This is a genomic window from Amycolatopsis sp. NPDC102522, from assembly GCF_055584485.1.
The window spans coordinates 510549-531600 of the sequence record NZ_JBVJLY010000003.1 but is presented as its reverse complement, the minus strand read 5'-3'; the positions used below and the strand labels follow the sequence as shown (position 1 = coordinate 531600).

General features: G+C 66.2%; 21 protein-coding genes and 1 tRNA gene. 5 read left to right on the top strand and 17 right to left on the bottom strand.

What is annotated here, in order from left to right; all coding sequences use genetic code 11:
* Window positions 1-129: 129 nt before the first annotated feature.
* The gene (locus ACZ6YV_RS12845; RefSeq protein ID WP_465509722.1) at window positions 130-1347 is read left to right on the top strand and encodes an alpha/beta hydrolase; all 1218 of its coding nucleotides are present in this window, start codon (window positions 130-132) and stop codon (window positions 1345-1347) included.
* Here the strand turns inward: ACZ6YV_RS12845 and ACZ6YV_RS12840 are convergent, their stop codons facing one another.
* Together ACZ6YV_RS12840 and ACZ6YV_RS12835 are read right to left on the bottom strand one after the other, a co-directional pair.
* Window positions 1348-2187 (bottom strand): oxygenase MpaB family protein, encoded by an 840-nt coding sequence (locus ACZ6YV_RS12840; RefSeq protein WP_465509721.1) that lies wholly within the window; start codon window positions 2185-2187, stop codon window positions 1348-1350.
* Window positions 2188-2254: 67 nt separating this feature from the next.
* On the bottom strand, window positions 2255-3178 hold the full coding sequence (locus tag ACZ6YV_RS12835; protein ID WP_465509720.1) for a serine hydrolase: 924 nt from the start codon (window positions 3176-3178) through the stop codon (window positions 2255-2257).
* Between the two features lie 197 nt (window positions 3179-3375).
* Between ACZ6YV_RS12835 and ACZ6YV_RS12830 the strand changes: the two genes are divergently transcribed.
* The gene (locus tag ACZ6YV_RS12830) at window positions 3376-3972 is read left to right on the top strand and encodes a DUF4383 domain-containing protein (RefSeq protein WP_465509719.1); all 597 of its coding nucleotides are present in this window, start codon (window positions 3376-3378) and stop codon (window positions 3970-3972) included.
* 3 nt (window positions 3973-3975) lie between these two features.
* Here the strand turns inward: ACZ6YV_RS12830 and ACZ6YV_RS12825 are convergent, their stop codons facing one another.
* From ACZ6YV_RS12825 to ACZ6YV_RS12815, 3 genes are all read right to left on the bottom strand, one after another.
* Window positions 3976-4971, bottom strand: a complete 996-nt coding sequence (locus ACZ6YV_RS12825) for an SCO0930 family lipoprotein (RefSeq protein WP_465509718.1) — start codon at window positions 4969-4971, stop codon at window positions 3976-3978.
* An 83-nt stretch (window positions 4972-5054) separates the two neighbouring features.
* Window positions 5055-6428, bottom strand: coding sequence for a nitrosuccinate lyase (locus tag ACZ6YV_RS12820; RefSeq protein ID WP_465509717.1), 1374 nt, complete (start codon window positions 6426-6428; stop codon window positions 5055-5057).
* A 25-nt stretch (window positions 6429-6453) separates the two neighbouring features.
* Window positions 6454-6993: a DinB family protein gene (locus tag ACZ6YV_RS12815; protein ID WP_465509716.1), complete on the bottom strand. Its 540-nt coding sequence runs from the start codon at window positions 6991-6993 to the stop codon at window positions 6454-6456.
* A gap of 99 nt (window positions 6994-7092) precedes the next feature.
* Here ACZ6YV_RS12815 and ACZ6YV_RS12810 point away from each other — a divergent pair.
* Window positions 7093-7165, top strand: a tRNA-Lys gene (locus ACZ6YV_RS12810).
* A 57-nt stretch (window positions 7166-7222) separates the two neighbouring features.
* On the opposite strand, the gene ACZ6YV_RS12805 is transcribed toward ACZ6YV_RS12810, so the two are convergent.
* From ACZ6YV_RS12805 to ACZ6YV_RS12770, 8 genes are all read right to left on the bottom strand, one after another.
* Window positions 7223-8380, bottom strand: coding sequence for a tyrosine-type recombinase/integrase (locus ACZ6YV_RS12805; protein ID WP_465509715.1), 1158 nt, complete (start codon window positions 8378-8380; stop codon window positions 7223-7225).
* Window positions 8380-8577: a helix-turn-helix transcriptional regulator gene (locus ACZ6YV_RS12800; protein ID WP_063277239.1), complete on the bottom strand. Its 198-nt coding sequence runs from the start codon at window positions 8575-8577 to the stop codon at window positions 8380-8382. Before ACZ6YV_RS12800 ends, ACZ6YV_RS12805 begins: the two co-directional genes overlap by 1 nt.
* Window positions 8578-8587: 10 nt before the next feature.
* Entirely contained in the window at window positions 8588-10207 is a 1620-nt protein-coding gene (locus ACZ6YV_RS12795) for a replication initiator (RefSeq protein ID WP_465509714.1), read from the bottom strand.
* Complete coding sequence (locus ACZ6YV_RS12790) at window positions 10207-10593, bottom strand: hypothetical protein (protein ID WP_465509713.1); 387 nt, start codon at window positions 10591-10593, stop codon at window positions 10207-10209. Before ACZ6YV_RS12790 ends, ACZ6YV_RS12795 begins: the two co-directional genes overlap by 1 nt.
* Window positions 10590-12167 carry an FtsK/SpoIIIE domain-containing protein gene (locus tag ACZ6YV_RS12785; protein WP_465509712.1) on the bottom strand — a complete coding sequence of 526 codons (1578 nt, stop codon included), beginning with the start codon at window positions 12165-12167 and terminating at the stop codon, window positions 10590-10592. The genes ACZ6YV_RS12790 and ACZ6YV_RS12785 overlap by 4 nt, the downstream gene beginning before the upstream one ends.
* A 309-nt stretch (window positions 12168-12476) precedes the next feature.
* Entirely contained in the window at window positions 12477-12731 is a 255-nt protein-coding gene (locus ACZ6YV_RS12780) for an AMED_5909 family protein (RefSeq protein ID WP_465509711.1), read from the bottom strand.
* Window positions 12709-12984 (bottom strand): hypothetical protein, encoded by a 276-nt coding sequence (locus ACZ6YV_RS12775; RefSeq protein ID WP_465509710.1) that lies wholly within the window; start codon window positions 12982-12984, stop codon window positions 12709-12711. Before ACZ6YV_RS12775 ends, ACZ6YV_RS12780 begins: the two co-directional genes overlap by 23 nt.
* Window positions 12985-13260: 276 nt before the next feature.
* Window positions 13261-13722, bottom strand: coding sequence for a hypothetical protein (locus ACZ6YV_RS12770; protein WP_101611406.1), 462 nt, complete (start codon window positions 13720-13722; stop codon window positions 13261-13263).
* A 167-nt stretch (window positions 13723-13889) separates the two neighbouring features.
* Here ACZ6YV_RS12770 and ACZ6YV_RS12765 point away from each other — a divergent pair, with 167 nt between their 5' ends.
* Window positions 13890-14657 carry a GntR family transcriptional regulator gene (locus tag ACZ6YV_RS12765; RefSeq protein WP_073845835.1) on the top strand — a complete coding sequence of 256 codons (768 nt, stop codon included), beginning with the start codon at window positions 13890-13892 and terminating at the stop codon, window positions 14655-14657.
* 14 nt (window positions 14658-14671) lie between these two features.
* Complete coding sequence (locus ACZ6YV_RS12760) at window positions 14672-15334, top strand: YdcF family protein (RefSeq protein ID WP_465509709.1); 663 nt, start codon at window positions 14672-14674, stop codon at window positions 15332-15334.
* Window positions 15335-15582: 248 nt separating this feature from the next.
* Here ACZ6YV_RS12760 and ACZ6YV_RS12755 read toward each other — a convergent pair whose 3' ends face one another.
* The 4 genes from ACZ6YV_RS12755 to ACZ6YV_RS12740 all read right to left on the bottom strand — a co-directional run bounded on the left by ACZ6YV_RS12755 (window position 15583) and on the right by ACZ6YV_RS12740 (window position 21050).
* On the bottom strand, window positions 15583-17040 hold the full coding sequence (locus ACZ6YV_RS12755) for a hypothetical protein (RefSeq protein ID WP_465509708.1): 1458 nt from the start codon (window positions 17038-17040) through the stop codon (window positions 15583-15585).
* A gap of 1149 nt (window positions 17041-18189) precedes the next feature.
* Window positions 18190-18783, bottom strand: coding sequence for a DUF2625 family protein (locus tag ACZ6YV_RS12750; protein WP_465509707.1), 594 nt, complete (start codon window positions 18781-18783; stop codon window positions 18190-18192).
* Entirely contained in the window at window positions 18780-19766 is a 987-nt protein-coding gene (locus tag ACZ6YV_RS12745; protein WP_465509706.1) for a glycosyltransferase, read from the bottom strand. Before ACZ6YV_RS12745 ends, ACZ6YV_RS12750 begins: the two co-directional genes overlap by 4 nt.
* Before the next feature lie 72 nt (window positions 19767-19838).
* Window positions 19839-21050 (bottom strand): amidohydrolase family protein, encoded by a 1212-nt coding sequence (locus ACZ6YV_RS12740; protein WP_465509705.1) that lies wholly within the window; start codon window positions 21048-21050, stop codon window positions 19839-19841.
* Between the last annotated feature and the right edge of the window lie 2 nt (window positions 21051-21052).

Genomic DNA, 21052 nt, shown 5'->3' with positions numbered 1-21052 from the left:
GGAAGACGGTTTGTCCAGGGTGACTCGCGTCACCCTGGACAACACTTCCCGGTGGTCGCACGTCTCTTGGTCCAGATGTGGGAAGTGCGGTGCGGGGGCGTGCCGCGGCCGGGGAGGAACACGATCGCCATGGGACTGGGACTGAGTGCCATCCGGCTCGATTCCACGCTGAACCTCGTCATCGTCGTGACGCTGACGCTGCTCGCGATCATCGCGGTGCCGTTCTTCTGGGAACGCTGGCGCCGGAAGGTCCTCGGCCGCAGCAGCACGATCCTCGTCGCGGTGGTGCTGATCGTGGTCAGCACCGGCATGGGCGGGAACATGATTGGCGGGTTCTTCCCGACGGTCGGCGCCCTGTTCGGCACCGGGGTCTATTCCGGGGACAATGTCAACGCTGTCGCCGGGGAGAACGGCTCGGACCTCGACAAGCTGCGCGACGCCGGGGCGATGCGGGCCAAGGAGGGCAAGGGCTCCGTCGTGCACATGACGGTGACGGGCAAGCGCACCGGCCTCACCCGCGACGTCACGGTGTACTTCCCGCCCCAGTACTACGACCAGGCGTACCGGTCGCTCAAGTTCCCGGTCATCGAATGGATCCCGAACTACCCGTCCGGCCCCGAAGTGGTCACCGGCCCGTACGAACTGCCCGCCAAACTCGACGCGGCCATCGCGAAGCACGTGCTCCCGCCGACCCTGGTGATCATCCCGGACCCGACAGGGAAGCCGAAGATCGGTCACGACACCGAATGTATCGACCAGGTCAACGGGACGGCCAACGACACCTACCTGAGCGCCGACATCCGCGACTGGGCGATCGACAAGCTCGGCGCCAACCCGCAGCGGAAGGCGTGGACGATGGCGGGCTGGTCCTCGGGCGGGTACTGCGCGATGAACCTGGTGACCCGGCACCCGCAGTGGTACGGCCAGGCGGCGAGCGTCAGCGGCTACTACAAGGCTTCGGTGGACGCGGAGACCGAGAACCTGTTCAAGGGCAGGCAGGACATCATCGACGCGAACACGGTCTCGGTGAACCTGCAGAAGCACCCGTCGCCGGTCGACATCCTCGCGATCGCCGGGGAGAAGGAAAACTTCGAGAGCTTCTCGATCGACCAGATGCAGAAGGCCGTCCGCGCGCCCGCGACGCTCTCGTCGTGGCGGATCCCGGACGCCGGGCACAACATGAACACCTTCAAGGCGCAGGTCCCCGACGTGCTGGCGTGGATCGGCGCGCGGACCGTGCCGCCGTGCGCGCCGCAGGACAAGAAGATCGTCTCCAACGGCGGGGTCACCCCGTGGCCGCTGCCCAACACCGGTGCCAAGGGCGCGCTGGTCGACGTCGTCGAGTAGCTAGCCGCGCTTGGCGCGGTAAGCCTTGGGGTACAAGCGAAGCCGGTCGGGAACCCGGTTCCCGGCCGCCCTCGTGAGCGTTCCGAGGCGACGGAGACGGCGTTCGTCCGCGTCTGTCCACTTGAGACTCAAGCGGTCGCGGAGAACCGGGGGCAGTAAGCCGATCGCGCACCGGGTCAGCATGGTCCCGCCCGCCGGCCTTACCGGGCGCCACAAGGCTTCCGGCAGGAACCACCACGGTGGCGGCGGAGTGTCCCGCATGGTGATCGAGCCGAGCAGTTCCCGCACCGTGTGGTTGTCTTCGAGTCTGTTCGCGACGACGTCGTCGAAGTAGACCTCGAACCCTTCGAGGTCCGCCGGCATGTGGTGCTCGCGGAGGCCGAGGAGCAGTCCGAGGCGTCGCCATTCCGCGTAGAAGCGACGTTTTTCCTCGTGTGACAAGGGTTGTACGAAGACATCCAGCATGCGGAGGGTCGTCCAGAAGGTCGATCCGTGCACCCACCAATAGGCCTCGGGGTTCAGCGCGTGATAGCGCTCGCCATGATGGTCAACGCCTTTGATCGTCTTGTGCATCTCGCGGAGCCGCTCGGCTTCCGCGATCGCCTCCTGGCCACCGAAAACCTGGGACAGCAACGAATCGATGGTCCGGTCGAGGCGGCCCCACGGGTCTTCGGTGTAGTTCGAATGGTCGTGGACACCGGCGCCGACCACCGGATGCGCGACCTGCAGCAGTAACGCCGTCCCCGCGCCGAGCAGTAGTCTCCGGTCGCCGACCACTTGCCAGGCAACGGAATCCGGGCCGAGCGGGGTCACGGCGGGCAGGCGGGCTTCGGTGCTCATGACGACCTCCCGGAAGAGTGGCGTGCGGCCACTGTCCCACCTTGTTTACAGGTCGTCAATAGGCGGATCAGGCCGAGCTCAGCGCGGGGAGCAGCGCTTTCACCGCCTCCGTCACCCGCCTTCCGGCGCCGGGATAGGTGGTCGACGTCGGCTGGGAGGTCAGGACGACGACGATGTAGCGGCCGTCCTTTCCGGCCACGCCGGAGCTGTGCAGGATCCGGGCGCCGCGGCAGCACGCCCAGCCCTGTTTGATCGACCAGGGAAGGTCGCCGACGGCGTCCGGGATCCCGAAATACTGGCGGATCCCGTCGGACCCGGTCTCCGTCGCGCCGCTCAGCGCCCGCATGATCGTCGTCCGCGTTCCCACGCCCACCTGGTCCAGTAGGTAGCGGTAGATCTTCGCGATGTCCGCGGCGGTGATCCGGGTGTCACCCCAGCGACCCGGATCCTCGGGCGGGCGCGTGCCGGAGAGGCCGATCTTGGTCGCCCAGCGGGTGACGATGGCGGGCCCGCCGTGCGCGGTCCACAGCATGCTGGCGATGTCGTCATCGCTGACCGAGAGCATCCGCTGCACGGTGCCCGGCGGTGTGCCCGCTTGGAGCGCTTCCAGTGCGATGAGGAGCTTCACGAGCGACGCCGAAGTGTAGGAACGGTCCGCTTTGACGGAAACCGTGGTCTTCTTGGCCGTGCGGTCGTAGACGACCGCGCTGACCTGACCGTCGGGGACGAGTCCCGCGAGGGCCTGGGTGTCGACGGTCGCCGGCGGCTTGCCGGGATCCGCGGCCTTCGGTGGCGCCGAAGACCCCGGCGCCGCCGAGGGGGATGGCGCCGGGGGGTCGACGGGCTCGGCCTCGACGGTCACCGCCGCGTCCCCCGACGCCGCGACAGCCACCGCCGCTGGGTCGGAACGCGACGACGGAACCAGCAGCATCGCCGCGATGGCTCCCAGAAACAGCCCCGCCAGGAGGAAGACTCCGCTCACCTTGCCCACACGATTTGTTGCCCGAATCACCCATTCGTGTTCACGGCTGACCTGTTCGTGTGACGCAAGTCTCGTTTAAAAACGAGTTCCGTGACGCCTTGAACGCACGGTGTTGCCAGGAAGCGTTTTTCCGGTTTGTCCAAGACGGTCCCGGGGTATCCGTCCCCCAGCGTGAATTTAGGTGGCCAACTCTGGAAGGCGGAGCAATGGCACGTGTACGACGCGCACGTATCCGGACGGCGGGAATCCAGCCCGCGCAGGTCCTCGCAGGGCTGGCGAGCCTGGCCTACCTGGTGTTCGGAATCGTGGGCTTCACCCGGACGGGATTCGCCGATTTCATCGGCCGCAGCGACGAGACCGTCCTCGGGTTCTCGGTGAATCCGCTCTACAACCTCGGATTCGTCCTGCTGGGCGCGATCGGACTGCTGCTGACCTTCGGTTCGGGCCGGTCCCGGGTCTTCGGTCTCCTGACGTTCGCCGCCTTCGGGGCGCTGTTCGTCTGGGGGCTCATGATCACCGGGACCGTTTCGACGAACCCGGTCTCACAGGCGGGGAACCCGTTCAACCTCAACGGTCCGGACAACTGGCTGCACCTCGGCCTCGCCGCGCTCGGCCTGGTGATCGCGTTCCTGCCCGCGCGGCACAAGGTGCTGCTGCCGGAGGACGAAGAGGAAACCGTGGTCACGGACCGGGCCGACAGTGCCACGGTCGTCGAACCCGTCCCGGACGGTTCGCCGCGGCCGAAGCATGAGAAAAGCCCGGCAGTCGCTCGTGAAGAGCGGCCACCGGGCCTCGCCCACTAGGTCTCAGTATCCGTACTCCGAACCACCGGACTGGGCGGGAGCGCCTTCCTCCTTCTTGGGGGCGGCGTTCCCGCTCTGGGCCGCCTTGTTCTTCACCGGCGCGGAGCTCTTGCAGCCGGCGGGCTCGATGACGAACCAGGTGCCGCCGACGCCGTGACCGTTCGCCTCGCCGGCGTTCGCGTCCTTGGCGTAGCGGTAGACGGGCCAGCCGCCGACCGTGACCTGAGTCGTGCCGTCCGCGCGCTTCACCGTGCCGAGCAGCTTCGACTCGATGCCTTCGAGCTGGACGTCGCCCTCGGCGAGCATCGGCGGCCAGGTCTTCGCGCAGTCACCGTTGCAGGTCGGCTGCTTGTTCTTCTTGTCCTTGGTGAACATGTAGAGGGTGAAGCCGTCCTGGTCCACGATGGCCGGCCCGATGCCGTCGACGTTGCTCGCGACCAGCTTCTTGGCGCCGTCCGCTTTCTGTTCGGCCGGAGCCTCCTTCGCCGCCTGGCCCGCCTTGCCGCCCTTGGCATTCGCGGCGTACCAGGTGCTGCCGACGCCCTGCCCCTTCGCTTCGCCCGCCTTGGCGTCCTTGGCGTAGCGGTAAAGCGCCCAGCCGCCGACGGTGACCTGCTTGCGGCCGTCAGCGCGGGCCACCTCGCCGACCAAAGCCTGGTCCACGCCTTCGATCTGGACGTCGCCCTCGGTGAGTACCGGCGGCCAGGCCTTCGCGCAGTCACCATCGCAATTGGACTTCGGTGGCTTCGCGCTGTCCTTGTCGAAGCGGTACAAGGTGAACCCGTCCTTGTCGACGAGCACCTGGCCGAGATTCCCGGCTTCGGCCACGGCCACCTTGGTCTCACCCTTGGCCGCGGGGGCGTTCCCGCCGGCCCCGGCGACCGCCGCGGCCGGTGCGACGGCGGGTCCCGCCGCTTCGGTGCCACCGGAGCAGGCCGACAGCACCACCAGGCCCGCGGCCGCGGCCGCCGCTGCGACGACGAAACGCTTGCGAAGCATGGGATTTCTCCTTGTCCGTAGGGGGTTCCGCGGCTTGGCGCGGTGAGCTTGTACCCCCTACACGGGCCCTACTCGGGACCGGTTCAAGCAGTTCCCGGATTTTCTTCGCAGGCCCCCAGCGCGGCGTCCGTGAGCACCCCGGCCGAGCCGGTGTAGTTCGCGGGATCCAGCAGGTCGGCGAGGGATTCCGCGGGCAGGACCCCGGTTATCTCGGGCAGGCCGGAAAGGACCTCGCCGAGGGGCTTGTCCTGCGCCAAGGCGAGTTGGGACGCGTGCCCGAGGACTTCCTTGGCGCGCGCCTTGCCGAGCAGCGGGGCGAGCACGGTCGAAAGCCGCTCGGAGACGATCTGGCCGTGCGTGAGGGCGAGGTTCGCGCGCATGCGTTCGTCGTCGACGACCAGACCGCGGGCGAGTTCCACAGCGGTATGCGCGGCGCCGCCGGTCAGACGCAGGCACTCGCGCAGCAACTGCCACTCGGCGTGCCACGCGCCCGCGGACCTCTCATCCTCGGAGATCAGGGCCTGGGTGACGCCGGTGGCCAGCACCGGGACCTGCAGCGCGGCCGACCGGATCAGCGTCGCCAGCACCGGATTGCGTTTGTGCGGCATCGCCGAAGAACCGCCACGGCCCTCGCCCGCGGGTTCGCTGACCTCACCGACCTCGGTGCGCGTCAGGAATTGGACGTCGACCGCGATCTTCCCGAGCGCGGCGGCGGTGAACGACAGGGCGGCCGCGAGGTCGGCCGTCGGGGTGCGGAGCGTGTGCCAGGGGAGCGTGGTCTCGGCGAGACCGGTCTCTTCGGCGAAGGCCGTCTGCAACCGCTGCGGATAGCCGTCGGGCAGGTCGGCGAGGCGCGCGTACTCGCCGTACGCGGCACGCGTACCGGCCGCGCCGCCGAGCGAGACCGGCAGGACGACGCGGTTCAGCCTGGTGAGCGCGTCGAGCGTCAGCTGACGCCAGCCCGCCGCCTTGAGCCCGAACGTCGTCGGGACCGCGTGGGCGGTGAGGGTGCGCCCGGCCATGATCGTGTCGCGATGCGCGCGGGCGAGATCCGCCAGCGCGCTCGCCGTCGCCTCGAGGTCTGCCGCGAGGAGCGCCCTTGTCCGCGCGGCGACCAGCATCATCGCGGTGTCGAAGACGTCCTGGCTGGTGGAGCCGCGATGGACGTACTCCGTACCGGCCGCCTCGGTCAGCTCCTTGATCAACCCCACGACCGGATTCGCCGTCTCCCGCGCCGCCCTCGCCAGCGCGACCACGTCGATCTCGACCGTCGCGGCCGCCGCGGTGATCGACTCCGCGGCTTCGCGCGGGATCAGCCCGGTCGCTGCCTGCGCCCTGGCAAGCGCCGCCTCCGTGTCGAGCAGGGCCCGCAACCAGGCGAGATCACCCGTCGCCGCCTCGGCGGGCGTGCCGGCGCGGACCGGGGAGAGGAGGCCGGAATCGGGATCGGCGTTCATCGGCCCAGCATCGCACTCCAAGGGTTCAGTGGCCTGTCCTCCCGTCGATGCGCTCGCGCAGCAGGTCGGCGTGGCCGTCGTGGCGCGCGTACTCGGCGATGTGGTGAGTCAGCAGCCACCGCAGCGAGAACGGCTCACCGTCGCGGCGGGTCGTGCCCGTGTCATCGAGCGAAGCGGCCGCCACGATCTCCCGCGACCGCGCGCACTCTTCGCGCCACGCCGCCCACGCGGCCTCGACGTCGCCGTCGGTGTCGTCGAAGTCCTGCTCGGGCCGCTCGTCGGAGTAATAGAGCATCGGGACGTCCTCGCCCGCGAACTGCAGGCGGAACCACCAGCGCTCGGTGCCGGTGAGGTGCCTGAGCAGCCCGTGCAGCGACATACTCGACGGCTCCACCGCCCGGATGGCCATCTGCTCCGGCGTCAGACCCTCGCACTTCAGCTCGAAGGTGCGACGATGCCAGTCCAGCGTGGACGTCAGGATCTCGCGCTCGCTCGCCACACGCGGAGACTCCGGGCGATCACCCACCCAGCCGGCCGAGTAGTTCTCGTCAGGGATCGTGTCCATGCCCACGACCATGGCAGAGACCCCCGACAATTCCATGGCGCTCCAGCGGCGGCCCCGGCATCCTGGTGGTCGGCGGCGGTCTACTAGACTCGGCCGCACGGGCCGTTAGCTCAATTGGTAGAGCTGCGGACTTTTAATCCGTAGGTTCTGGGTTCGAGCCCCAGGCGGCCCACTCTTTCGCCTGGTCCACGCGTTGTGGCCATCCAGGGTCAAGATCATCTCCCCCGGTTTATCCCCGGTTTTGGAGTCGGACGGGTTTATCCAAGAGCCCTTCCAGTGCCTTCGCCGTGGCCGGGTAGACCGTCTTCCGTTCCAGGTAGTTGTCCTGCGTCATCGACACCCGCGAGTGGCCGAGCTGGTCCGCGATCAACCGCGTCGGCACCCCCGCGTCGTCCAGCGCGGTCGCCGTCGTCTTCCGGAAGGTGTGCGAGGTGACCCAGAGGAAGTCCTCTCCACCGCGAATCTCCCGGATGACCCGCAGGACGTTGTTCGGATCGCGCATCCCGCCGGTCGAGCTGGGGAAGATAGGGCCAGATGCTGCCGCCCGCTTCTTCAGCAGGTCCACGGCCCAGGAGGGGAGCGGGAGCGCGCGTTTGCTGGACTCGCTCTTCGGACGCGGCTTGCGGAGCAGCCCTTGCCCCTTGATCCGGACCACGGTGTGCGTGATGTCGACCGTGCCCGCCACCAGGTCGACGTCCTCCCAGTACGTCGCGAGCGCTTCACCGACGCGGACGCCGGTCGCCATCATGAACCGGGACAAGTCGGGCAGGTCCCAGCGCACCGCCTTCTCGTTCGCCTCCAGCCGCGCCAGCCACCCAGCGCGTTCGTCCGCGTCCAGCGCGCGAGGCTGCTTCTTCGCCGTCGGAATGCGCCGAGTGTCCCGAGTCGGGTTGCCGTCGATCGCGTCGTATCGAGCCGCCAGCCCGAGCATTCCCGAAAGGACGGTCCGCGCCGTCTTCGCCGTCGACGCTCCGACGTTGAGCTGAATAGTCCCAAGGAAGCGATCCAGCCGCATCACGGTGGCTTCTCGTATCCGCAGCTCCCCGAGGCCCGGCACGACGTGAGCGTTCAAGACCGATTCGTACGCGGTCTCGGTGGTCGGCGACTTCTTGCCGTCCTCGACGTCCTGCCGCACCTGGTCCATCCAGACTTCAGCCAGGACTTTCAGGTGCGTCTCCCGGGTGATCTCGCCAGTCGTCGACCCGGTCCATTCGCGGAACACGTCCTTGAGTCGCTGCGCGGCCTTGCCTTTCGTCTTCCCGGTCCGTTCTACCTCTCGGGTCTTGCCGTCGAAGTCGCGGAACAGCGCACGAGCCCGGTACCCGCCCGGAACAGGCGAATACCGGATCTCCCCGTACGTTCCGATCTCCAGTTGAGGCCGAGGCATCAGGCCACCTCGACGGCCAACTGATCAACCCACGCCCGGACGTCCTCAGGGCGATACCGCACGTATCGGCCCATGCGACGGCCAGCAGGGCCGTAACCCTTGCTGCGCCACTGGTACAGCGTCCCGACGGGAACGCCGAGGTAGGCAGAGACGTCCTCTACTGTCCAGAGTGGATCGACGTCGTGCACGTTGTTCATGTGACCCCCCTTAGGCCGCGAGTGGAGTTGCCGAAAGATTGGGTGGACTCTGCGCGGCGAGTAGTGCTTTGTCGTACTCGGCTTTCCAGGTGATCCGTTCGGAGATGGCGTGCATCACCAGGTGGTCCCGAGGAGGCACGGACGGGTCGCCAGAGTCGACCTTGCGCCAGACCAACCGAGCCGGGTCCGGTGCCGGTTTCTCAATCCCGACCGCCGCCAGCGCCTGCAGGACGAACGCCTTCCGGTCCGCCTTGTGGTCGACGAGCGTCTTCCCCGACCACTTGCGCGACACCAGTACCCGACGCCCCGGCAGGCCGAGCGTGGTCCGCCGATGCGCCCGCCCCTTGCAATGCCCTGGAGTGGTCTTTCCGTTGGCACCCTTGGGATTGATCCCGTAGAGCAGCCACACCGCGCACCTAGGAGAGCACGGTGTCACCGAGAGCTCCGCGTGCAACCTGTCGTGGTGATCCTTCTGCCGCGTCGTGTCGGCTTCGACCACCTCACCGGTGGATTTGGTGAGGTACTTGGTCAGGTAGCCGATGTGCCGCCCGGCTTCCTCCGTCCCGCCGAGGATGCCCTTGGAGTGCACCTGTCGGCCGAAGGTGACCACGTGCGCCGGGTCCTCCACGGCCTCTATCGCGTCGTCCCACTCCGCCAGCGGTTCACGGGTATCGGGGTCGACGAACACCCGGCGGTCGCCGTCCCAGAGCGGCATCCGGTCGACGTAGACCACCTGGTCATGCTCTGGCCACCAGACTTGGTGATAGGTCGCTTCGGTGACTTGGCGGATCACGTCATGCGGGACCGATCCCCGGATAGCAGCGTGCAGGTGTGGCGCGGCCCGCCGTTGGGGTTCGACGGTGGCGAAGTACTGCGCGTCCCAGCCGACGACCCGCCGGAGGTTCTGCCACCAGCGATCTACCAGCGCGGAGAAGTGCACCGCATCGCGAGCCGCCCGCCGGTAGTCATAGGTCGACGGATCGACCGGTGCGCCATCCGACCGGACCGGGCCGTAGGTGTCGCAGGTGAGCGTGACGAACATCGACGGCCGGAACCGTCCCGCGTACTCGCGGCCCACGGTGGTCTTGGCGACCTTGCGCCGGGGCAGGTTGGGCGCGTCCTGCCGGCGTTTTGTCGAGCGCTTCACTGCCTTCTTGGTGGGCAGGTCGATCGAGGGGAGGCGGCCGCGCATCCCGAGTTGCCGAAGTTCTTCGTCGACTCCCTGGATTTCCTCCCGTAGCTCCTCCGCTTCGGCCTGGCCCGTCTCTTGCCGGTAGGCGGCGACGAGGTCAGCCCGGAACGCCAACAGCTCCGTCTGAACCTCGCTTGGTGGCTCTGCGGTGAAGTCGGGTTCTTCGGTCATGTGCCAGCCCTCGCGGCACTGAACCTGTCGCAGCGCCTTCGCCTTGCGAGCACACGGCAGGCACACCGATTCGACGGTCGAGCCACACGGGACGGGGACGTAGCGGAGTTCTCCGGTGTCGGTGTCCCCGACCTCCATCGTGAACGGCCGGACGCACACGCCGTGCTTCTCAGCGGTCGCCTTGACCACGTCGGAGGCCAGGGGTTCCCGCATCCGAGCGGCCCGGGTTTTGGCCGGCATGGTCACCGCGGATTCGTGGGTGCTCATCAGGCGGCCACCTCCCCAGGCGTGTCCCACTGCCGCAGCACGAACACCGGCATCTCCTGTCGCATCCCCGCAGGCAGGTCCGGGAACGTGGCCTCGTCGAACCAGACACCGCCGTAGACCACGACGGGGACTCCGCAGGGAGTCCGGCCGCTGAGTTCCAGGTGCACCGAGCCGCCGCCTTCAGGACGCCACAGCGACGCCTTCGCGTCCTCCAGGGAGTTGGCCCAGGCGAGCAGGCCACGCGCGACGTCCTCAAGCCGACGGGAGTCGAGCTGCACCGTGATCGGATCAGGCCCTACCCCAACCCGGACCGAGGCGGCCGGAGGCAGGGCGAACGAGTTGAGGTGGTCGCGGATCGCGTCGAGGAAGATCATGAGCCGGTTCATGCCGCCATTCCCTCTGGGCCGCGACGGGTGGCCAGGTCGACGACGTGAGCGCCGCCGTTGGTCACGTAGGTTTCCAGTGCCTTGACCGTCGCGTCCGGGACCCAGCCAGCCCGGACCCGCAGCGGTTCGCGGATGCCTTCGCCCCAGATGTAGCCGACGCCCGCAGCCGACTCGTCGATCCGGTTCGCCCACGCCCCGCGCTCATAGGCGCCGTCGCCGAGGACCATCCCGACGTGCGTCTTGGACGTGACGCGCAGGCAGACCCGCCGGGGGAACAGCTCACGTACCGGAACGGTGTCCTTCGTCGGCTCCTGCACATACCCGCGCACCGTGTAGCCGAGTGCCCGACCTTGAGTCGTCAGGATCGCCACCCGTTCGACGATCGCTTCGCGGCTCTTGCGGTCGGTGTATTTGGTGAGTGCGCCGATCTCGTCGAACTCCAGGACCTCCAAGGGGTGGTCGGTGGAGATCGGTACGTTGCGGGTGTGCCCGGCGAACTCGCGCTTGCGGGTCTCAAGGCCGTCGAGCAGGTCGTCCAGGACCTCGATCGCTTCCTTGCCCGCAACCCCGTAGCGGGCGAAGATCCCGCGTCCGTAGGCGAGTTCCATCCCCTTCGGGTCGATCCCCGAGACGCGCACTGTCCCGGCCCGGATCGCCGACGCAGCCGACACGAGCGGGCACCACATGACCGAGTTCTTTCCGGCTCCAGTGGCACCGGCGACGAGCATGTGCGCGCCAGGACCGGTCAGCGGCAGCCGCCAGTCCTTCCCGTACTCGGTGCGTCCGGCGAACACTCGCCGTAGATCCACGGTATCGACGGCCGCCAGGTCGGGCAGCTCCGCACAGTCCACCGAAGCTTTGAGGAGGTCGCGGCGCTGGAAGTCGAGCGAGACGACGTTGGGTTCGAGTTCTCGCACCTGGCAGCGGCTCACTTTGCGAGCGACCGCGAGAGCACGGGCGGCGTCGTCGAAGTCTTCTGGCTTCTGCCCTGGCACGAGGCGGACGCGGACCTCATCCCACGACGGCCCCGACTTCACCCCCAGCACCTTCGGCACCTGCATCGCAGCGCTACCAGCCGCAGCACGAGAGACCGCCTTGCGACGGCGGCTGACGAGGTTGACCGTGACTTCGACGGGCACGGTGCCGTCGGAGATGGAGAGGCCGCAGGCGTGCAGCCAGCCGGGCAGTTTCCGGGCGTAGGTGAACCAGCGCAGCCACCATGCCCGTAGGAACCGGCCGCAGCACCGGTCGAACGACACCACGTCGAGCAGCCGCCACACCACCAGAACCACGCCGACCGAACCGACGGTGATGGCGAGTGAGAGCCAGCCGAGCCAATGCCACCAGGCCACCACCGCGATCACGCCGAGACTGGTCCGCCAGTGTTGGAAGACTTGCTTTCCCAGCCACCCCAACAATTTCACGGCCGACCACAGGGCGATGAAGACCACGGCAGCGGCGGCGAGGACTTCCGCGATCGTGGCCAGGGCGCGGCCGAGCTTGTGCAGCAGCCACACCACCACACCCAGCACGCCGCCGCCGACGAGGAGAAGGCCGATCCCGTTCGCGTTCATCGGCGACCACCGCCGGTCAGGTCCAGCGGCAGCATTCCCCGGCAGGGAGCGCATTCGGTCTCGCCGGGCAGGAGCTTGGCAAACCGTTTACAGACTGTGCAGCGCGTTCGGGTGACCCCGTCTAGCGGACGCTTATTGCCATCGTTTAGCGTTGTCATTGTTCACTTCCAGAGGTTGTGGACAGCGCAGGACCGGCGAGGTTCCTAGGCCAGTTACCGGTTCTGCGCCTTACGGGGCTTGCGCAGCGCGTGAGGACGTGTTTGTACGCCGCACGGCCCCACGCGCGTTTTTCGCTCTGTCATTCAGTTTCTAGCTGGCTTGCGACTTGCCCTTCTGGATCTGCGCGGCCACCTCCTCGGCCTTCCGCTCCTCGTAGCCCACCCAGTAACGAAGTTCGTGGTGATGTCCTCGGTCCACATCGGACACGGCGCGGTACATGCGCGCGTTGGCCTGGTGGAACTTCAGCCACGTCTCCAGGTTCGACCCCGGCTTCGGCCTGCGGGCCGAGGCGACCGCGTGCGCGTCCCGGAGCGTTTGTGGCTCATTCCGGCCGGGTGTCGTCATCGCGCACCGCCTGATGCTTGGTGAGGAAGACGGCCAGTTCGTCCGCGCTGTCGCGGATTTGGCGAAGGAGCCGGATGAACTCCGGCCACTCGGCCGGGTCGGACGGCGGCAGGATCGCCAGGCTGTCCGGGTCCAGGTAGATCACCAGTGCCGGGTTCGCCGAACCATTGCCCTGCATCCCCGCGACCGCCTGCCGTCCCGGCTTCCACATCGCGTTGAACGCCACGGCCGTGCCCTTCCTCGCTGTAAGCACGGATCTCCCACGACCGCGCGTTCTCCTCGAACCCCTCGGCAGCCGCCGACGCCGCAGCCAGCACCCACCACGGCAACTGACCCTGAGTCGCCAGCTCCCGCCACGCCGACGCCACCGCAAAGGAAGCGACGGCCATGTCATGCGCCGCCAAGGCATCCCCACCTTGTGCGGTCCGTTGCGTCATCGCGCTGTAGTGGCGATACGCCGTCTCCCAGCTCTGGACCAGGTGCGGTGGAACCACGGCCACGCCCTGACTGCCAGGCACCCGGCCCGTCATCACGCCGCCTTGGGCGTGGACTCGGCAGTGTTGGAGGCACGGCCCGACTTGGATGCGCCACCCGATGCGGCAGCCTTGAAACCGGTCGCGCGGAATACGTAGGACTGGTACTTGAACTCGCCCTGACCAGCCACCTTCGGCTCAGCCGTCAGGCCTTCCAGCTCGATCGGCCGCATACCCGGCAACACCTCCGACGTCGTCGGCACTGGCTGCACATCGGCCAGAAACGTGACGTCATAGGACGCGCGCTTGGAGTTGGTCTCGCTCGGGTCGGTGACCGTGGCCTTCCATTGCCGCTTGCCCGTCACTTCGTCGACCCGCTGACGAACAGGTCGGCCTGCGGAGCGGTCTTCCCGCGACTGGTACTCGTTGTCCGGCGCGACCTCTCCGACCATCACCAGCCCCAGCGGGAACGCGGCATCAAAGTCGATCTCGAAACGGTGTCCCTTGGCGATCGCCATGTCGTCTGTCTCCTGTCGTCTCTGGAGCCCTACCGGGCTTGCACCTGTTAGAGGTAGTTCTATTAAGCGCTTCGCCGTGCCGGTTGTCAATAGAACTATCTCTATCAGGCTCCGTAGACCATGATGGGTGATACCGCTAGCGTTATCGACCGACGAAGGAGGACCAGGTGGGCACTGGCTACCGAGAGCTGGCCGCGATCCTGCGAGACGCGATCCAGCGGGGCGACTACGCCCCGGACACCACGCTGCCCAAGCAAGACGAGCTGGCCGACGAGTACGACGTCAACGTCAACACCGTTCGGAAGGCCGTCGGTGTCCTCGAAGCCGAAGGACTGGTCACGCCGATCAGACGACGCGGGACCGTCGTTCGTGCACGCCCGCCCATGAAGCGCCTGGGCAAGGATCGGTACGCGAAGAGCAAGTGGAAGTACGGCGACACCGTCGCCTTCGTCGCAGACCGCGAAGCGTCCGGCCGAGACTGGAAGCCGACCGACCAGACGCAGACCGTCGCCAAGATCGAAGCTGACCGAGAAGTCGCCGACGCCCTCGGTGTCATCGTCGGATCACCGGTCTACGAGCGGGCACGACTGGTCAAGGACGCCGGCCAGCCCACCCACGTACTCACCAGCTACTACCGGCCCGCCGACGTCGAAGGCACACCCATCGTCGACCCAACCCCCGGCCCAGCCGGACGAGGCGGCGGGTTCCTGGTCCTCACCCTGCAAGGTCTTGAGCCGGACACCATGACCGAGACCTTCTACGCGCGGATGCCGACGCCCGACGAGGCGGAACAGCTCGAACTGCCCGCAGGCGAACCCGTCATGGTCCTGCAACGCCGCACGTACACCGAGGACGGCCGCGTGGTCGAGTTCGCACGAGGCGTGCACGCCGCAAGCCGTTTCTCCTGGACCTACACTTTCAAGATCCCCGACTGACCCCGGAGACCCAGATGCCCGAGCGCTCGACCACCCTGCCGGACGACCTCCGCGCCGACGTCCAGACGCTCTGGGACTACCACGACATGCACCACGAACTCCGCCCCGCCGACGTCGGGATCGGACTCGGAAGCCACGACCTCGGGGTCGCCACCTTCACCGCGGAACTGTTCCACGCCGGAATGTTCCCCCTCATCGTCTTCACCGGAGCCAACGCCCCGACGACCGTCGAACAGTTTCCGCGCGGCGAGGCGGTGCACTACCGCGAACATGCGCTTGAGCTGGGCGTGCCCGATGACGCCATCCTGGTCGAACCCGAGGCGCGGAACACAGGCGACAACATCACGCTCACTCGGAAGCTGCTGGAGTCACGCGGCATCGAGGTCAGGTCGGTCGTCCTCATCTCCCGGCCGTACCAGCAGCGCCGCGCGTACGCGACCTGCAAGAAGCTGTGGCCCGAGGTCGACGTCATCTGCGCTTCACGGCCGCTGCCGTTGGACGAGTACATCGAGAGCATCGGCGATGTGGACCGCGTCATCAACATGCTTGTTGGCGACACGCAGCGCATCACCGTCTATGCCGAGAAAGGCTTCGCTATCGAACAGCGAATCCCGGCTAACGTAGTTAGCTCCCTTAAGCACCTAACCAAATCGGGATACACGAAACGCCTAGTCTGATTGCTCGAATCAAACCGCAGACTGCGATGCCCCAGTAAGTCTCCTAACTGGCATAACTTACTCACCGGGCTCATCAAGACGTTTCACCTGTACAACTATGGCAGATTTAAGTGATCGAACCACCTGCTTGTCTTTGATAAAGACGAAGAATTGGCCTTCAATCCTATACGAGTCTGCCTCTACAATTTCATCGAGACCGGAACGACCGGTGCTGTAGAGCACTGCAAATTTAGCCATCTCGCCTCCCGCTAGCTTCTGATCTTCGACGCCGAGGGCTTGTTGTAATGTCTGGCATCAACAAATATTGGCTCGATCTTTACATCCTTTGCCTCAGAAAGTGCTTTGCATGTGTCACGAACCCGTTTGAGTCTCTCTTCTTCAAAGTCTTGATCCGTGAATCCAACACACAGATAGAACCCGCCTTCAATCTTCTCCGACTTTAGATATTGAGGAAGCTGTTTCGATGCACCAGAGAAGAACTGCGTACTCTTAATCAGCTTTATCTCCGCGAGCGCACGCTTCGTCCACCCCGCAGAGAATTTGAAATCTACTGGGCCACGTCCAATATTTACTTCGCGAGAAATGTCTACATCGACAGCCCGACACTGCGAGACCCACATACAGGATGCAACGGCCTGAACGATCTTTTCGGGCCGATGCTTAGTTAGATCATCGCTCCATAGAACCTTCCACAAGTCAGTTTGCTCAACGGCATCCTTGAACTCGACCATCAAGCCTCTGACCCAAGTCAAAAAGCCATCCTCTCCGGTTGGTTGTTCCAGGTTTCGCCCAGTCGCCTCAGCTGCATTTCGCCCCGCCTCCGCCCAACCCACAAGGAGTTTTGGGTCATTGTCGACGTCGTAAGGCTCGTGATCTTCTTCCGCCTTCTCGTCGAGATAGCGAAACGCCATTCCGGGTTCCCTGCGTGCCACATGGCGTCCTTCAGCAATCTTTTCGCTCTTACTCAAACTCTCCGCAAGATCGTAGTTCAAGTCATCCCGAAGAACCCTTCCCTCGTTTATTTCAGCCCAGGACCAAAACCCGTCTGGTGTAACGATCGGAATATCCTTCAAAAAACGTGTTGGACATAGAATGACACCTCTATTAGTGGCAGGGTTCTTTGGAAGCATCACATTGGCGTCAACCCATCGCCCCGTTGCTCTGCTCCAATCAGCGTGCTTTACTCGAACCGAAGTGACATCTATCGCATGCCTGCCTACAATCTTTAACGTGTATTTGATGAAACGCTGCTTGACAACGTTACAGAACAAATCACTAATTCGATCAACGCCCATTCCATCACAGAATAGCGCGAACGCCTCTACGTACTTCACTGTATCAATCGAATGACGGCGAAGAATATCGAGAGCGTCAGCCATGCGAAATGCGAAGTCGCGTCCAGTTCCCGACCCTAGGGGATGGCCCATTGACAGGCCCAAGACGAATTCACTAGGTTCAGGAAACATGAGCATACGCTCCGCTTTGCCCCAGTGAGCAGAGTCATGATTTCCATTTGCCTTGCAAACATAATCGAGCGCGATGCCAAAGAACTTCACAACTTCGTCGTGCGTATCCGACCAAAATTCGTCATCATCCTCGAACACGAGAAATGGATCTACGTAGAGCGGGGTATCCTCGGTGACCTCGACGTCAAACCAATCGTCGTCAGCATCTGGCGTGATGCCAAATTCTTCCGTGAATCTCATGCTTGACTCCGTGGTCCCGTTGTGGCGGCCTCGAGCCAGCGTCGACGCCTACACAAGGTCAGCACATGCAGTCCGATTTGTCGCCAACGACACGCGGCACATTTCGCGAATTGTCGTGCAGCGAACCAAGGAGGTGTGGAGCATGACGATCGCGCGGCACACTAGTCCATCCGGATGGAGACGTAAGTCAAGTTCAACCACGAGTCGTTGGAGCTGACTACTGGACCCGATAATGGGCGCACTCGACAGGCTGGAGGTACTTCAGGTGAGCGACGACCCAATGCTCGGACCAGGCCGCCACGAGACACAGGCACTGGCGGCCCTTGGAGGCAACAAGCTAGCCGACGCACATGTTCACGCCCTGCTGGCGATAGCCTCTGCCCTCAACCGTCTCGCCGCAGCTCAAGAATTCGCCGCTAACGAGGCGGCAAACAGCCGTCGAGCACGCTGACGCGCCCGGCTCCAACCCGCGTCTGCTGCCGAACTTGCCTCTATGGGATCAAGGGCGCGCCGCCGCCGGGCGGCGCGCCGGGCGCGTTGGTAGCCCCTCGCCTGGGCGGCCGCGCCGGTTCCCGACACGGCGGGCTGCCGCTCCGCTCCGCCCACCGGCCGGACGACGCGGCCGCCAGCGGGTCACCTTGCGCAGCGCCACCCAGCGGCGGCGCACAAGTCCCGGTAGTCAATGGCGGCCCCCTCAACGAGCGTCGTGACATACCGGTCGCCGGTGTATCGCCACCTGTTACGCGCAGTCGTCGATCTCCTCCACCCCGACGCTTGATCGTGACAACGGCCGGTAACGCCGCGTCAAGGCTGGAAAGCGTGCCTTGACCCGACGCCACCGGCCGCGTGCTGGCTTCGTATCGGGATGAAGGGGGAGGTGCGGGCAGTAGGATGGCGTCACGCGAGCGTGCGCGGGACCAGGCCGAGAGGCATGATCATCTCCCCGGTTTATCCCCGGGAAACGACCGCAGGCGACGCCAAACGATCACGAACCATGATCGTTCGCGGTCAGAGTTCATGCAGGTGAGGGTGGTTGTCGGCAGCTAACGGCAGACGTCCGCAGGCCCCGCCCAAGATTCCGTAGGTTCTGGGTTCGAGCCCCAGGCGGCCCACTCTTTTCACCTGGTCCACGTGCAGTGGGCTTTCGTCTCAGGACCCCTGGCCGTTCAACTGCCGTGCGGTGTCCTGATGGACCGACACCAACTCCGTCAGCGAGACGACCGCCCGCGAAACCGTCGAGAGGTCTTTGCCTTCTTTGCTCCAAGGCGGTGGGAAGGTGTGAATGCCCTGGTCGGCCGCGACCGCGCCGACTTCAGTTTGCCAGCCGGGCCAGCGCAGGGATTCGTAGAACCGGTCGAGCGAACCGGCGAGCATGGCGTCCAGCCATTCGGCGTACCCCAGCTCGAGGTCTTCCCATGCGAGGGCGTCCGGCCCGAAGTAGTGGATGGTCGGTCGCCCCACGGGATTGATCGTCCAGGAATACACGCCGCCCAACACGTCGTAGGCGACCGTCAGGGATGCGGCGGGCAAGGTCTCCGTTCCGCAGCCGAGAACGCGCAGCCACCCGTGGTCCACCAGCAGCCCGCCTGTGTGGTCGATGACGGCGCCCAGCCACGAGGCGGTCGTGATGCCCAGTTCGCGCAGGCAGTGGGCAGCGCGTTCGCCGTCCGGGGCGAGCACGGTCACCGGGTAGGGCGCTGCCGCGATCGCTGTGGATATCTCGTCCCACGCGGATGTCGTCACGCTGCCCACCTCGGCAGGTCTCGGGCGATTTCGTCGGGGGACGGCATGTGGGCGATTTCCTCGGCGATCTCGCGGGCCGCGTCGCGGTGGCTGGTGTTTCGCAGCAGGTTCCGGGTGTGTTCGGTGATGGCGCCCGCGCTCAGTTCGCCGAGCAGGAGACGCAGCGCGGCGCCCGCGGCTGTGAGTGTTTCGGCGTTGGCGAACTGGTCGGCTCCCTGGGGGAGGAGCAGTTGTGGGGCACCGACGGTGAGCGCGCCGAGGGTGGTGCCGCTGCCGCCGTGGTGCACGACGGCGTCGATATGCGGCAACAGGTCCGCTTGCGGTATCCAGGCCCGGACGGTGACGTTGTCCGGTACTGGGCCGAGTTGCTCCGGCCGGATCCGTCCGGTGGCGACCACGACGCTCACGTCGAGCGCTGCCAGGCCCTGGATGGCCGTGGTGAGCACTTCGGGTGTGCCGAACGCGGTGCCGAGGGTCAGGTAGATCAGTGGTCGCGACGTGGTCTCGGTGCGCCACGGGGGAAATGACGGCTCGGAGTACGGAACGGGTCGTAGTTCGACGCGTTCGGCTGTCGCGAGGAAGTCCTTGTCCTGTAAGGACGGCGGGCAGATGTCCAGATGCGGCCGGGCGGGGGACGTGGGGGACCGGAGTCCGATTCCGTCGGGGAACAGGCGGCCGAATCCGTGCCAGAGGCTGGGAATCCCGGCGTTCCGTGCGGCGATGGCGGCCCCTGGCTGACCCCATTCGTGCAAGACGAGGTCGGGCCGTAGCAGCGCCAGTTCCGGTTCGAGATCCTCGGCATAGATCTCGTAGAACGAGTCCGCGGGGCGAAAGGGGCGGAGGCCGTTCCTGCGCAGAGGGGCATGGACGTGCTCGCCGGTGGCGAAATGCACCTCGTGCCCGGCGTCCCTGGCGGCGATCGCGAGCGGGATCAGCGGGTAGGTGTGGCCTGCCGACGCGAGGCTGGTGAAGAGCACGCGCATCAACGCCACCAGCTTTCAGATGTTGTCATCATCTGAAATTACGGTAGCCGACTTCGTCAGGCCCGGCAACGATCAGAACTTCACCACCGAGAGGCCGTCCGCCACGACGACGCCGTTGTGCAGCACTGTGCGGTCCTTGCCGCGGTCCATCACCGCGCTCGTCGGGGTTTCGCCGTCCACCAGCAGCAGATCGGCGCGGTCGCCCACGGCCACGCCGGGCCGGTCGGCGATGCCCGCCAGCCGCGGGACGTCGTGGCTCATGATCGAAGCGCCGCCCATCGTCGCGACGGCCAGGGCCATTTCGATCAGGTCGTCGCGGCGGAAGCCGTGGGTGAAGGCCAGTTGCCAGGTGCGGTCGAGCAGATCGCAGTTGCCGTACGGGCTCCAGTAGTCCCGCTGGCCGTCCTCGCCCAGGCCGACGCGCACGCCCGCGGTCGTGAGGTCCGCCAAAGACAGCTGGCCGTCGACGGACGGCGCGACGGTCGCCATCGCGATGTCCAGTTCCGCGAACGTGTCGATCAGGCGGCGGCTGACCGATTCCGAGATCGAGCCCAGTTCGTACGCGTGCGACAGGGTCACCTTGCCGCGCATGTCCAGCGCGCGGACCCGTTCGATCACCAGGTCGGTCGAGAAAACGCCCAGGTGGCCCGGTTCGTGGAGGTGGATGTCCACCTCCACGCCGTACTTCTCGGCGAGGCCGAACACGACATCGAGGTGTCCCTTGGGGTCCTTGTCCAGCGAGCACGGGTCGATCCCGCCGACGACCGTGGCGCCCGAGCGCAGCGAAGCCTCCAGGACGTCCACGGTGCCGGGCTCCCGCAGGATTCCGGCCTGGGGGAACGCCATGATTTCGACGTCCGCGTGCCCGGCGAAGCGCTCCTTCGCGGCGAGTACGGCGTCGAGCTTCTCCAGCTTGCAGTCGACGTCCACCTGCGCGTAGGTGCGCACCCGGGTGGTGCCGTTGGCGATCATCCGCTCCAGTGTCCCGGCGACGCGCTCGGGCAGCGGAACCTCGGCGTCGCGCCAGTTCTCGCGGTCGTTCAGCATCATCGCCCACACGCCCGGTGCGCCGGTGTGCGGCCGGAACGGCAGGCCGATCCGCGTCGAGTCCAGATGGACGTGCACATCGCTGAACGACGGGAACAGCAGCCGCCCGCGCCCTTCGACCGTGCCGGGCGCCGGCGTGGCGGCGGGATCGTGCGGCCGCACCGCGGCGATCCGGCCCTCCGTCACTTCGACGTCACTGTGCTGTCCACCCCACGGGCGGACGTCCCGGATCAACACAG